Origin of the sequence: Alkalicoccobacillus gibsonii (assembly GCF_016798245.1) — a bacterium.
GTDB classification, from domain to species: Bacteria; Bacillota; Bacilli; order Bacillales; family Bacillaceae_D; genus Alkalicoccobacillus; species Alkalicoccobacillus gibsonii.
Genome location: NZ_JAEUZA010000004.1, coordinates 183582 through 197576, shown reverse-complemented (window position 1 = coordinate 197576; position 13995 = coordinate 183582). Strand labels below are relative to the sequence as shown.

Genomic DNA, 13995 nt, shown 5'->3' with positions numbered 1-13995 from the left:
TTTTCATTGTAATCAACCACCAAAGAAGTTTTTGAATGATTGTAAGGCAGTTGAGCGGTTTAGGGCCGCAATGGAAGTAGTTAAAGGAATTCCTTTAGGACAAGATTGAACACAGTTTTGTGAGTTACCGCAGTTCATCAAACCGCCTTCACCCATAAGTGCATTCAAGCGTTCGGCTTTGTTCATTTCACCGGTTGGATGAGCATTAAATAGACGAACTTGTGAAAGAGCAGCTGGTCCAATAAACTCTGTTTTACTATTTACGTTTGGACATGATTCTAAGCAAACACCACAAGTCATACATTTAGATAATTCATATGCCCATTGACGTTTTGATTCAGCCATTCTTGGACCTGGACCTAAATCATACGTTCCATCAATCGGGATCCATGCTTTGACTTTCTTCAATGAATCAAACATTCTGCTACGGTCAACCATTAAATCACGGACAACCGGGAAGGTTTTCATTGGTTCAAGATGGATTGGCTGTTCTAGTTTATCAATTAAAGCTGTACATGATTGACGAGGCTTACCATTGATAACCATTGAACAAGCTCCACATACTTCCTCAAGACAGTTCATGTCCCAAGCAATCGGTGTTGTTTGTTCACCTTTCGCATTCACTGGGTTTCTTCTAAACTCCATGAGAGCCGAAATAACGTTCATATTCGCACGATAAGGAATATGAAATTCTTCTACATAGCTATCTCCATTTGGCTCATCCTGGCGAGTTACTTTAAAATGAATTAGTTTTTCACTCATGATTTAGCCACTCCTTGTTTTTTCTGAGAGTAATCACGCTTACGAGGTTTAATGAGCGACGTATCTACATCTTCATAAACAAAGTCAGGTGCATTTTTCTCAGCGTTATAGCTTGCTCTTGTTGTTTTCAAGAACTCTTCATCATTACGTTCAGGGAAATCAGGCTTGTAATGAGCTCCACGGCTTTCATTACGGTTGTAAGCTCCAAGTGTAATGACTCGAGCGAGATCTAGCATCGAACCAAGCTGTCTTGTAAATGCTGCTCCTTGGTTGCTCCATTTCGCTGTATCGTTGATATTAATATTGTTAAAGCGTTCCATAAGCTCTTGGATTTTCTCGTCTGTTTTAAGTAACGCATCATTGTAACGAACAACGGTTACGTTATCAGTCATCCATTCTCCAAGCTCTTTATGAAGCACATACGCATTTTCTTTTCCATCAAGCGTAAGAATCTTATCGTAAGCTGCTTGCTCTTTACGAACTTCTTCACTAAATAACGAAGAAGACATTGCATCTGTTGATTTCTCAAGACCATTGATATATTCAACTGCCTTAGGACCAGCAACAATTCCTCCGTAAATAGCAGATAGAAGCGAGTTCGCACCAAGTCTGTTTGCACCATGCTGAGAGTAATCACATTCTCCCGCTGCAAACAATCCAGGAATATTCGTCATTTGGTCATAATCGATCCACATACCACCCATAGAATAGTGAACCGCAGGGAAGATTTTCATTGGTACTTTTCTTGGATCATCACCCATGAACTTTTCATAGATTTCCATGATTCCACCAAGCTTGATATCAAGCTCTTTAGGATCTTTATGAGAAAGGTCAAGGTAAACCATGTTCTCACCATTAATTCCTAGCTTATCGTCCACACATACCGAGAAGATCTCACGTGTTGCAATATCACGAGGAACAAGGTTTCCATAAGCCGGATATTTTTCTTCAAGGAAGTACCATGGCTTACCATCTTTATATGTCCACACACGGCCACCTTCACCACGAGCTGATTCACTCATCAAGCGAAGCTTATCATCTCCTGGAATCGCTGTCGGGTGAATTTGAATAAACTCACCGTTTGCATAGTCAACACCTTGCTTGTAAAGCTTAGCTGCTGCAAACCCTGTGTTAATAACCGAGTTTGTTGATTTACCGAAGATAATTCCAGGACCACCAGTTGCCATAATGACAGCGTCTGCAGGAAAACTCTCAATCTGTGAAGAGCTTAATTCCTGAGCTGTAATTCCACGACATGTGCCTTCTTCATCAACGATTGCAGATAGGAATTCCCAGCCTTCGTACTTTGTAACGAGACCACTCGTTTCATGTCTACGAACCTGCTCGTCCAACGCATATAAAAGCTGCTGACCAGTAGTGGCTCCTGCGAATGCTGTACGATGATGCTGAGTTCCTCCGAAACGACGGAAATCAAGCAATCCTTCTGGTGTACGGTTAAACATAACGCCCATACGGTCAAGAAGGTGGATGATTCCAGGTGCTGCTTCTGTCATCGCTTTAACGGGCGGTTGGTTCGCTAAGAAATCTCCACCATAAATAGAGTCATCAAAGTGTTCCCAAGGAGAATCTCCTTCCCCTTTTGTATTAACAGCTCCATTAATACCGCCCTGCGCACAGACAGAGTGTGAACGTTTTACAGGTACAATGGAAAATAAATCTACAGGTACGCCTTTTTCTGCTGCTTTAATTGTGGCCATCAAGCCTGCTAAGCCACCACCAACAACAACGATTTTGCCTTTGCTCATACTTGACTCACTCCTTCAATATACGCTCGAAACAATCATTTTAGACAAATGCGAAAATGGCACGAAGACCAACAATTGTCATCACAATAAAGATACCCAATGTTACAAATGTTGAGATTTGCTGTGACTTTGGAGTGACTGTAATACCCCAAGATACGGCAAATGACCAAAGACCATTTGCAAAGTGGAATGTAGCCGCTACAACTCCTACAATATAAAACGCAATCATAAATGGATTGCTGAAAATATTCGCCATCATATCAAAATCAACTGTCGCGCCTCGTGCTGCTGCGATTCTAGTTTCCCATACGTGCCATGTAATAAAGATTACTAGGATAACTCCTGTTACTCTTTGAATACGGAACATCCAGTTTCTAAAATAACTATATTGGAACGAATTATTTTTTGCTTGAAACGCTATATAAACGCCATAAATAGCATGATAAAGCAATGGAATGAAAATAATGAAAATTTCAAGAGCATAACGGAAAGGAAGGCTTTCCATAAAATGCGCAGCCGTGTTAAATGACTCGGCGCCTCTTGTAGCAAAATGGTTTACAACAAAGTGTTGAATCAAAAATACTCCTATTGGTATTACACCTAGTAAAGAATGCAGTCTTCGAAACAGATATTCACGATTTTCAGGCATGCTAGTTCCCCCCACTAAAAATTTTACCGATCAGCGTATGTTCTCTTTTTCTATTTTTCTTATAAACAAATCCTCCTGACATCGCTTACTGAAATATCAAAGGTTAATAGGTAATAAAATCCGACAAATTAATTGTACTCCGATCAGATAAACCCGTCAAGAAACCGTATACAATTTACACTTAAGAAATTCTAACATATTCTTCTATTGACGGCTTAAGACCATTTCCTTTATACATGTAAAGGTTAAAATTGTTGATAAAAAAAGTAAGAAAAATAGATTCATTGTTATAATAATGAACATAAAAAATTCACCTTGCTACCTATAGAAATTTTTCCGGGTTGCTTTATACTAGAATCTAGAGAGGTGTTAACTTGATATGGAACCAAAGGTTGAATTAGAAACGTCTAACTTCGGATATGACCTTATTCGAAATGACGTATTACACGAATTACTTGGAACGGAAAAAGAGACGTTACTTTACTGGATCGGTAAATCAACAGCAAGATCTTATCCGCTGGAAAACATTGATGAATTGATCTCCTTTTTTGAAAGGGCAGAGTGGGGCACGCTGTCACTGGTAAAAGAAAAGCCATATGAAAAAACTTTCGAATTAACTGGACCTTGGATGGGCAAAAAAGATCAACGTTGCTATCAGCTTGAAGCTGGTTTTCTTGCTCAACAGTTTGAAACACAGACGCAGGCAACAGCTGTTGCTGTACTATCAGAAAAACGTCAACTTGTTCAGATCCAAGTAACCATTGATCGCCACGATCCACTTGACTAGTAAAACAACGCTACATATGAAAAAACGGCGATGTACCCTTAGTGGGAACATTCGCCGTTTTTTATGAGTCTTCGTTAAGCTTACCTAAAATGGCTTCTGCAACTGATTGAGGAATCCCTTGTTTCACAATCTCCTCAACCTCTGCATCTTTCATTTTCTTCACAGATCCAAAGTGCTTTAAAAGCGTTTGTTTTCGTTTGGATCCTACACCTGGAATATCATCCAACACAGACTGGAAGAATGTCTTTGAACGAACAGACCGGTGGAACGTAATCGCAAAACGGTGAACTTCGTCTTGAATCCGTTGTAAAAGATAGAATTCCTGGCTATCGCGCTCAAGTGGAATGACCACAGGTGGAGAACCTTTGAGTAATTGTGAAGTCCGGTGTTTTTCATCCTTGGCTAGACCACACACTGGGATGGTGAGCCCAAGCTCGTCCTCAATCACTTCCTGTGCTGCACCGATTTGCCCTCTCCCCCCATCAATCACAATTAGGTCTGGGAGTGGTAAATCTTCTTTTAAGAGCCTAATATAGCGTCTGCGAACCACCTCTCGCATGGACGCATAGTCATCCGGTCCTTCAACCGTTTTAATTTTGTACTTTCGATAGTCCTTCCGACTAGGCTTTCCATCAAGAAACGTAATCATTGTTGATACAGGGTCCGTCCCCTGTGTATTCGAATTATCAAAAGCCTCAATTCGATATGGGGTTGCGATATCCATGGCTTTCCCTAATCGTTCAATCGCATGGATGGTTCGATTTTCGTCCTTCTCAATTAACGAAAACTTTTCTTTCAAAGCCACTTGTGCATTTTCTGAAGCAAGATCCAATAGGTCTTTTTTAGGGCCTCTCTTCGGTACAAGAACTTTGACTTCAAGAAGTTCATTCATAAGATCCGCATCAACCTCATTTGGAACAAGAATTTCTTGAGGTTTGATATGCTGCTTCTGTAAATAAAATTGACCAACAAACGTCATTAAGTCTTCAGAGGCTTCCTTATAGAACGGAAAAAGGGAAACGTCGCGTTCAATCAGCTTTCCTTGCCTTACAAAAAAAACTTGAACACACATCCAGCCTTTATCATAAGCGAATGCAAAGACATCTCGATCCACATGGTCATTTACCGTCATCTTCTGCTTTTCAATAATGGCATCCATATGTGAGATGGTATCGCGGATTTCCTTCGCACGTTCAAAATCAAGTTCTTCTGACGCCTTCATCATTCGTTCCGTCAATGTTTCTTTCACTTCAGAATGCCCGTGTTTTAAGAAACGACTGATTCCCTGGATCATTTCTTGATTTTGCTCATCTGTGACTTCATACACACAGGGGGCAAGACATTGACCAATGTGATAGTACAAACAAACACTATCGGGCATATTTCTACACTTGCGTAGTGGATAAATTCGATCGAGTAGTTTTTTCGTTTCGTTTGCTGCTCCAGCGTTCGGATAAGGGCCAAAGTACTTCCCGCCATCCTTTTTCACTTGTCTAGTGGTGAGTAATCTTGGGTGTTTTTCGTTTGTAATTTTTAAGTAAGGATACGTTTTATCATCTTTGAGCATGACATTGTATTTTGGGTCATGTTTTTTAATGAGATTCATTTCAAGGATAAGTGCTTCAATGTTAGAACTGGTAACAATATATTCAAAGTCTACAATTTCACTAACAAGTCGTTGTGTTTTCGCATCATGCGATCCTGTAAAATAGGAACGCACCCGATTACGGAGTATCTTCGCTTTTCCAACATAGATGATGGTTCCTTGTCGATCCTTCATCAAGTAACATCCTGGCTGATTAGGAAGTATAGTCAGCTTCTCTTTAAGCTGGCTCATTCGACTCCCCCCTTTTCTATAGGTTTTACAAGAATACATAGAAAAACCGCTTTCTGCAAGAGAAAGCGGTTCTGCATGTGCAACAGGTACTTACAGATGTTTGTTAACTAGCTCAGCTAGCGCTTCTTTAGGTTGGAAACCAACCACTTGGTCCACGACTTCTCCGTCTTTAAACACAAGAAGTGTTGGAATGCTCATTACACTGTATTTCCCAGCTGTTTCTTGATTCTCATCAACATCCAGCTTTGCAATTTTAATCTTATCGCCCATTTCTGAATCAAGCTCTTCAAGAACGGGTGCAATCATTTTACAAGGTCCACACCATGGAGCCCAGAAATCAGCAAGAACAACACCACTACTTGTTTCAGAAGAAAACGTTTGGTCTGTTACATTCACAATTGCCATGATAAATCCTCCTTTAAATCCTATAACTTAGGTTTCAAATGTATTATAGCACTCAAATATGATGGATGCGAATGAATTGCTTACAAAATCAAATAGTGATTACAAGATTTTTGATAAAAAGGCTTTTGTTCTCTCATGCTTGGGATTGTCAAAAAGCTCTGAAGGGGTCCCCATCTCAACTAACTCACCTTGATCAAACAAAATAATTCGATCGGCCACCTCTCTCGCAAAACTCATCTCATGGGTTACCACAAGCATGGTCATACCAGTTGTACATAACTCTTTCATTACATCTAATACCTCTTTAACCATCTCAGGGTCAAGCGCAGACGTAGGCTCATCAAACAACATAATTTTTGGACGCATCGCAAGTGCCCGTGCAATGGCTACACGTTGTTGTTGCCCACCAGATAATTGTCCTGGATATTTGTTCGCTTGCTCCGGGATTCCAACTCGCTCAAGTAATTCAAGGGCTATACTCTCTGCCTTTGCCTTTGGCCACTTTTTAACCCAAATCGGTGACAACGTAATATTCTTTAATATCGTTAGATGAGGGAACAAATTAAAGGATTGAAACACCATACCTGTTTCCTTGCGAATGGCGTCTACTGCTGCATTGTCTTCAGAAAGCTCCGTACCATCAACAGTTATGTTCCCCTTTTGAATCTTCTCAAGAGCATTAATGGTGCGAATAAATGTTGATTTACCGGAACCAGACGGACCAAGAATACAAACAATTTCTCCTTGTTTGATGGAAACATCTACATCTTTTAACACATGTAGCTCATTACTATACCATTTATTTACACCCTCACACACAATAATATCTTCTCTTTCATGTAAAGGAATACTCGGATCAAATTCAACTAATACTTCCGTTTCTTTGCTCATGCTTTTAGCCTCCATTCTTAGTTATGCCCAACACTTAATGACCGTTCCAGTTTGCGACTAGTGACAGACATCGTGAAGCAAATGACCCAGAACAATATTGCAACAAAGACAAATACTTCTTTTTGTGTTCCTAGAAATTCCGGATTGGAAGTAACCGTTCGTCCAATCCCAAGTATGTCTAACAAGCCTACTGTTGCAACAAGCGTCGTATCTTTAAGAATTGAAATTGACTGCCCCACCATAGAAGGAATGGTCACACGTAATGCTTGTGGAAGAACGATAAAAACAGTTGTTTTAAATGTGCTGAGCCCTAGAGCATGGGATGCTTCAACTTGACTGTTTGGAACAGATTGAAGACCCCCTCTTACATTCTCAGCAATGTAGGCTGAGTTAAAAATAACTAGACCAACCATTGCCCGCACCACATTATCAACAGTTACGCCCCCAGGTAAAAACAAGGGAACCATGATTTGAGCCATAAACAAAATAGTGATTAAAGGAACGCCACGAATAATTTCGATATAAATGACACTAATCGTACGCACAATGGGAAGTTTACTTGCTCTCCCTAACGCAAACAACACGCCTATAGGAAAGGAAAAAACGATGGCAATGGTAGCTAGCATCATGGTAAGAATTAAGCCTCCCCATGTATTTGTTCGCACCTCAGGTAAAATGCCAAAGCCTTGTATGAAAAATAGAACCAGAATAAAACATAAAATCCAGGCATAGCCGACGACCTTTTTGAGCGTAGGAACAGCCATTCCGAGTCCAACTCCAACCCCTAAACTGACTAGGGCTCCAACTAGCCAAAAACGAGATGAACCCGAAATAAACGGTAAAGCAATTGAAACTAGATAAACAGTCGTCACTGAGAAAAACATAATCGTTGATATGCCTCTCCTGGCTCCATATGTAAGACCAATGAATAAGCTAACGAGTAGCAACGCACTCCACACTCTCCAAAGCTGATCTATTGGATACTGCCCAACCATAAACAGCTTAAAATTAGCAGAGATCACTTCCCAACGCGCCGTAAAAAAGGTCCATCCTGCAATATTTTTTATGAGTAACACCGCAAGAGCAAGTAATGTAATGGTGAGAATGGAACTAAACCATGAATAAAACAAATTCTTCTTAAGCCAAGCACCTGGACCAAGTTTTACTTCCGCAGGCATAGGCGCTGTATGTGGTGTCTTCATCTGTTGAAGCTTTTCCGTATTCATTCCATTCACCTCTCTACCAATGCGGTGTATTTGTTATAAATATTCATAATAATAGATGTCACTACACTGATTGTTAAGTAAGCAAGTAACATAATGGTTATGACTTCAATCGCTCTACCTGTTTGATTTAATGTAGTACTTCCTACACTGAACAAATCCGGGTATCCAACTGCCACCGCTAAACTTGAGTTTTTCGCTAAACCGAGATATTGACTTGTGACCGGTGGGATAATTGTGCGGATCGCCTGTGGAAATGTAACAAACCGCAAAATTTTAGAAGAGCTTAGCCCTAGCGCCTCCGCTGCCTCAATTTGACCTTTAGGTACAGCAAGAATACCTCCTCTAACGATCTCAGCAATGTAGGTTGCCGTGTACATGACTAGAGCAAATAGAATGGCTGCAAATTCTGGAGAAAAACGATAGCCTCCAACCGAACCTGTACCGGTATGCTCAGGTAAACTTAATGAAGCAGGAAACTCTCCAAGTACTAGATAACCAATAGTAACTCCAACTAGAAGCACGCCTACTAGCCAAATACTTGGGTAAAGCTTTTTTCCCTGTTCAATTTGTTGTTTATTTTTCCACTTAAATGTTAAGAAAGCCGCAATCAGAAGAACTAGAAGCAAAGCGATCCAAATCCAAAGGCTTGAATTTGCATCAAACCATGGAAATACAAATCCTCGGTTACTAATGATAAAGCCGTAATTAGCATTCACATCTTGGATTTTAGGCATGGCTAGCATAACTGCAAAATACCAAAAGAAGATTTGTACGAGTACAGGTGTGTTTCTGAAAATCTCTATGTACCATGTAGATAGTGTACGGAGCAGCCAGTTACTAGATAATCGACTAATACCAACTAGAACTCCAACAATCGTGGTTAGTACAATCCCTACAATGGAGACTTTTAATGTATTTAGAAACCCAACGTATAGTGCTCGGACAAACGTATCAGACGGAGAAAAGCTGACCACTGTTTCTCCAATCGGAAAAGAAGCGCGATTGGTTAGGAATTGAAAGCTAAGTCCAAGTCCAGCCCGGTTAAGGCCAGCCATTGCATTCGTTGCTAAGAAGATAATAGTTCCAATAATGAACACTAAGAACAGAAGCTGCCATATAAGATTCAAGTATTTTTGATTCCGCCAAAAAGGTGGACGTTTTTGAGTAGATGGCTGTGCCAATGGATGTCATCCTTTCCTCATGATTACCTATTAATTGATGAAAATAGCCTGCCTCTCAATCGAAGCAGGCTACTTCTATAAATGGGTATTATCTAAATGGTGGAGAGTATAATAACCCGCCATCGGTGTATAGAGCATTCAGACCTCTTTCAAGTTCAAATGGACTGTCTGCACCTAAGTTTCGATCGTAAATTTCCGCATAGTTTCCAACTTGCTTAATAATTTGATAAGCAAAATCGTTCTCTAATCCAAGCTGCTCTCCTAAATTTTCTTCAACACCTAGGAAACGAGCAATGTCCGGATCTTCTGTATCTAAGAAATCGTCCACATTCTCAGATGTAATGCCAAATTCTTCAGCTTGAATGGTAGCGTTTGTTGCCCAGAACATAATTTCTAGGAATTGATCATCTCCATCTAAAACGGCTGGACCAAGAGGTTCTTTTGAAAGAACTTCATTTAGAATGACATGCCCTGATGGATCTTGAAGCGTCTCTAGTCTCGAAACGAGTCCGGATTGATCCGTTGTCCAAGCATCGATTGTCCCTGATTCGTAGGCTGCTATTAAGCTATCTTGATCAGAGAAGGTAACAGATTCAAAATCAATTCCTCGCTTACTCATTTGGTCAGCTAAATTCAGCTCTGTTGTGGTTCCTTGCTCCACTCCAATTCGTGCTCCAGCTAAGTCTTCTAGTGATTCAATTCCACTATCAGAAGGAGCCATCATGCCTTGACCATCATAGAAAGTCGTTGGCCCGAAATTTAAACCGATTTCAACGTCACGGTTTAACGTAAGTGTGGTGTTGCGAATGAGCATATCTACTTCACCTGTTTGTAAGGCAGTGAAACGCTCTTGAGCAGACAAAGGTCTAAATTCGACAGCATCTGCATCCCCAAGTATTGCAGCAGCCATTACTTTTCCAAACTCGATATCAAAACCTTCATATGCTCCATCTGAACCAACGTATCCAAAGCCAGGCAGCTGATCATTCGCTCCCATAATAAGTTCTCCACGATCTTGAATAGCAGAGATAGAGTTACCGGAGTTTGATGCTTGACCTCCATTTTCCTCAGGTGAAGTATCGGTTTCCTCCGAACAAGCGACAAGTAGTGCAGCAAAACTAGTTACGACCATTCCATTTACCATCCACTTTTTCATTTTTCTCAAGTCCCCCTAACAATTCATATAAAGTAACTATGTTAGTTATATACTAGTTAAATTCTAAATACATTTAATTGGTCAAATTATCTGACTATATATTTTTAGAAAAATATAGATTTTACACATATTGATTCACAATTAGATAACTAATTTCCAATTGAGTCTAGTATTTGGATGAGGAATTAAGGATCCTAGATTTATATTAATAACTATGATTAAGTGCAATCTATCCGTTCCAGGAGAAACCTTCGCTTTCCATGGGTACGGCCTCAGCCTCCTCCGCGGAAGGGCACCGCTGCTGAGTCTTCACCGCGTACTTTCCCGTAGGAGTCTTCGGTTCTCCTTCCACTGATTAGCTAAAAAAAAACGAATGACTCCACAATGAGAATCATTCGTTTATTTATCTATATTTTTTTAGTTCCTACTAACTTCGAATCTAATTCAACCATAAAAAGATGACCCCGGCGATTAGCAATACTCCGCAACAGGCGTATAAGACTTTAGCTAGCTTTTCCATAGCACTCTCCTATCCTAACGTGTATGAATGCCCGCTCCAATTACGTAGGAGAGGCCGATTGAGATAATCATTGAGATTAAGCCTACCGCTCGGTTATCGTTTTTAATTTCCTCATCTACTTTAAATGATGGCATTAAAAATTCAAAGATGAAATAGCTGAGCAATAATAAGACAAACCCAATGGCGCCCCACATTAACATAATTAAAAGGGAATCAGCGTTTTGAATAGAGTGTCTAAATATGTTTGCTACTCCAAAGATCTTTCCACTTGTCGCCATGGCTACAGCAACATTCCCTTTTTTGATTTCTACCCAGTTCCGGTAGGACGTAACCGTTTCAAAAATGGCTAAAAATACAACTAATGCTAAAATACTCACACTATATAAGGCAAGTGTGCGTACATATTCGTTCTCAATGATTAACTGTTCCATCGTTTCAGCCTTTCTTTATTTAAGTTCTATTACGGTATTTCCGAGCCCTCCATCTTTTGAATCAGCATCTCTGGCAGTTTTCACTCGTGGGTGTTTATCAACTAACTGCTTTACGCCTTTACGAAGCGCACCTGTCCCTTTTCCGTGAATAATTGATACTTGATGATAACCGGCAAGAAGAGCATCATCGATATACTTTTCAACCCGGTGCATTGCTTCATCAAACCGTTCGCCTCGTAAATCAAGTTCTGGTTTCACATGGGTCCCGGTACTCCTCAGTGTAGCCATTGGTCTTGTCTCCACTGGTTTTGCTTTTTCAGTAATCAGTATGTCTTTTAGATCAACCTTCATCTTCATGATTCCCATTTGAACTTGATACTCATCGCTCCCAAGATCAGCAAGAACAGTTCCCTTTTGACCAAAGCTTAATACCTTCACTTCATCACCAGGAATTGGTTTACGATTTGCTTGTTGAGCGAGCTTCTTCACCCGCTTTTGCTTACTCGTCAGCTTTGGTGCCGCTTCATCAAGATGTTTTTTTGCTTCAATGATTTGGTGTTCTTTCACCGCAAGACCTTGTTTTTGTAAGTCTCTTAATTCAGCAATAATAACTTCTGCCTCTTCCGTCGCATCCTTCACCGCTTTTTCAGCTTTCTCTTCAGCTAGCCTTAAAATATGTTCTTTCTCCGATTCAAGCTCAGCAAGCTTTTCCTCAAGCTCTGCATGAAGCTTTGCTGAATCCTTTCGAAGTTGAGTTGCTTCGTCTGATTCTTTTTGAACACGCTTTTGACTTTCTTCAAGAGAGGCAATCACGGTTTCCATCTGAGTTGAATCCAGATCAATCTGTTCTTTTGCTTTTTCAATGATCTCTTCGCTCAAACCGAGTCTTCTGGAGATAGCAAACGCATTACTTCGACCAGGAACACCAATGAGTAATCGATATGTAGGGCGAAGTGTTTCTACATCAAACTCCACACTTGCATTGATCGCTCCCTCACGGTTGTATGCATACCCTTTTAACTCACTATAGTGGGTTGTTGCCATGACACAGGCCCCGCGGCGATAAATTGTATCAAGAATGGATATTGCTAGTGCTGCTCCTTCCGTTGGATCAGTTCCCGCCCCTAGTTCATCAATTAAAACGAGGCTGTCTGCATTCATTTGATCCAAAATTCGTACGATGTTTGTCATATGAGAGGAGAACGTACTTAAGCTTTGTTCAATTGATTGTTCATCCCCTATGTCTGCAAAGATCGATGTGTACACTGCAAGCTCGGAGTCATGCTCTGCAGGCACTTGTAAACCTGACTGAGCCATTAAGGTTAGGAGTCCAACGGTTTTTAACGTAACGGTTTTTCCCCCTGTGTTTGGCCCGGTAATAATGAGTGAACGATAGTCTCCACCTAACTGTAGCGAAATCGGCACTACAGAAGCTGGATCAAGTAAAGGATGTCTGGCATCCTTTAAATGTGTATAGCCTTTACGATTGAGCCTAGGCTTAGACGCTTTTAGCTTTTTAGCATGATTCGCTTTGGCAAAAATAAAATCAAATTGTGCAAGGATGGTTAAGTTAAGTAAAATCGCTTCACCATCCTCAGCGACCCTGTCTGAAAGCATTCGTAAAATGCGTTCAATCTCCTGTGCTTCTTTTACGCGAGCCTCACGCAATTGGTTGTTTAAAATAACTACAGCTTGCGGCTCGATAAACAATGTTGCTCCTGAAGCGGATTGATCGTGTACGATCCCTCCAAAGGAACCACGGTACTCCTGCTTCACAGGGATTACATATCGATCATTTCGAATCGTAATGATTGAATCAGATAGCATCTTTTGTGTAGATTGTGATTTTGTCAGTGATTCTAGCTTTGAACGTACATTCGATTCAAAGCTACGAACTTGGTGGCGTAATGTACGAAGCTCTGAACTTGCAGAATCCATTACTTGTCCATAATCATCAATACATTGGTTAATGCTACGCTCTAAGTCGCGTAAAGACTCAAGCTGGATTGCATATTCAGAGAGTAATGGAATATGTGTTTTCTCTTCTTCCACTACTTCCTCAATGAAGGATTTCATTTGTCTTCCACCATAAAGTGTCGAGCTAATGCCTACAAGCTCCGTCGCACTCAACACTCCACCAATTTGAGCACGTTTTACTTCAGCTTTGACGTCTTTTATTCCACCAAGTGGAATATGGCCTTTGAGTCTAAGAACTTCCACTCCCTCAGCTGTTTCTTCCTGCCATTTCTGAATTTCTTCTAAATCCGTTGAAGGAACTAATGTTTCTACTTTTTCTCTACCTAATGAACAAGAAACATGCTCGAGGAGCTGTTTTTTCATTTTTGAATATTCTAGTACACGCATCACATGTTCCATATTTGAAC

General features: G+C 40.5%; 12 protein-coding genes. 1 reads left to right on the top strand and 11 read right to left on the bottom strand.

Annotation, left to right across the window (positions count from 1 at the left end; all coding sequences use genetic code 11):
* Positions 1–12: 12 nt before the first annotated feature.
* The 3 genes from sdhB to JNO66_RS16015 are packed head-to-tail and all read right to left on the bottom strand — an operon-like array spanning position 13 to position 3177.
* Positions 13–762: a succinate dehydrogenase iron-sulfur subunit gene (sdhB, locus tag JNO66_RS16025; RefSeq protein WP_203089762.1), complete on the bottom strand. Its 750-nt coding sequence runs from the start codon at positions 760–762 to the stop codon at positions 13–15.
* Positions 759–2528: a succinate dehydrogenase flavoprotein subunit gene (gene sdhA / locus JNO66_RS16020; RefSeq protein WP_203089759.1), complete on the bottom strand. Its 1770-nt coding sequence runs from the start codon at positions 2526–2528 to the stop codon at positions 759–761. Before sdhA ends, sdhB begins: the two co-directional genes overlap by 4 nt.
* 40 nt (positions 2529–2568) lie before the next feature.
* On the bottom strand, positions 2569–3177 hold the full coding sequence (locus JNO66_RS16015; protein ID WP_203089757.1) for a succinate dehydrogenase cytochrome b558 subunit: 609 nt from the start codon (positions 3175–3177) through the stop codon (positions 2569–2571).
* A gap of 379 nt (positions 3178–3556) precedes the next feature.
* Between JNO66_RS16015 and JNO66_RS16010 the strand changes: the two genes are divergently transcribed.
* Positions 3557–3964, top strand: a complete 408-nt coding sequence (locus JNO66_RS16010) for a YslB family protein (protein ID WP_203089754.1) — start codon at positions 3557–3559, stop codon at positions 3962–3964.
* Positions 3965–4025: 61 nt separating this feature from the next.
* Here the strand turns inward: JNO66_RS16010 and uvrC are convergent, their stop codons facing one another.
* The 8 genes from uvrC to JNO66_RS15970 form a co-directional block, all read right to left on the bottom strand.
* Positions 4026–5801 carry an excinuclease ABC subunit UvrC gene (uvrC, locus tag JNO66_RS16005; protein WP_203089751.1) on the bottom strand — a complete coding sequence of 592 codons (1776 nt, stop codon included), beginning with the start codon at positions 5799–5801 and terminating at the stop codon, positions 4026–4028.
* A 90-nt stretch (positions 5802–5891) separates the two neighbouring features.
* Positions 5892–6206 (bottom strand): thioredoxin, encoded by a 315-nt coding sequence (gene trxA / locus JNO66_RS16000; RefSeq protein WP_203089748.1) that lies wholly within the window; start codon positions 6204–6206, stop codon positions 5892–5894.
* A 99-nt stretch (positions 6207–6305) separates the two neighbouring features.
* Entirely contained in the window at positions 6306–7097 is a 792-nt protein-coding gene (locus tag JNO66_RS15995; protein WP_203089745.1) for an amino acid ABC transporter ATP-binding protein, read from the bottom strand.
* Between the two features lie 17 nt (positions 7098–7114).
* Entirely contained in the window at positions 7115–8323 is a 1209-nt protein-coding gene (locus JNO66_RS15990; RefSeq protein WP_203089742.1) for an amino acid ABC transporter permease, read from the bottom strand.
* Positions 8324–8328: 5 nt separating this feature from the next.
* Positions 8329–9504, bottom strand: a complete 1176-nt coding sequence (locus JNO66_RS15985; RefSeq protein ID WP_203089739.1) for an amino acid ABC transporter permease — start codon at positions 9502–9504, stop codon at positions 8329–8331.
* A gap of 88 nt (positions 9505–9592) precedes the next feature.
* Positions 9593–10660, bottom strand: a complete 1068-nt coding sequence (locus JNO66_RS15980) for an amino acid ABC transporter substrate-binding protein (RefSeq protein WP_203089736.1) — start codon at positions 10658–10660, stop codon at positions 9593–9595.
* 534 nt (positions 10661–11194) lie between these two features.
* Positions 11195–11611, bottom strand: a complete 417-nt coding sequence (locus JNO66_RS15975) for a DUF350 domain-containing protein (RefSeq protein WP_203089732.1) — start codon at positions 11609–11611, stop codon at positions 11195–11197.
* A 15-nt stretch (positions 11612–11626) separates the two neighbouring features.
* Positions 11627–13987 carry an endonuclease MutS2 gene (locus JNO66_RS15970; protein ID WP_203089729.1) on the bottom strand — a complete coding sequence of 787 codons (2361 nt, stop codon included), beginning with the start codon at positions 13985–13987 and terminating at the stop codon, positions 11627–11629.
* Between the last annotated feature and the right edge of the window lie 8 nt (positions 13988–13995).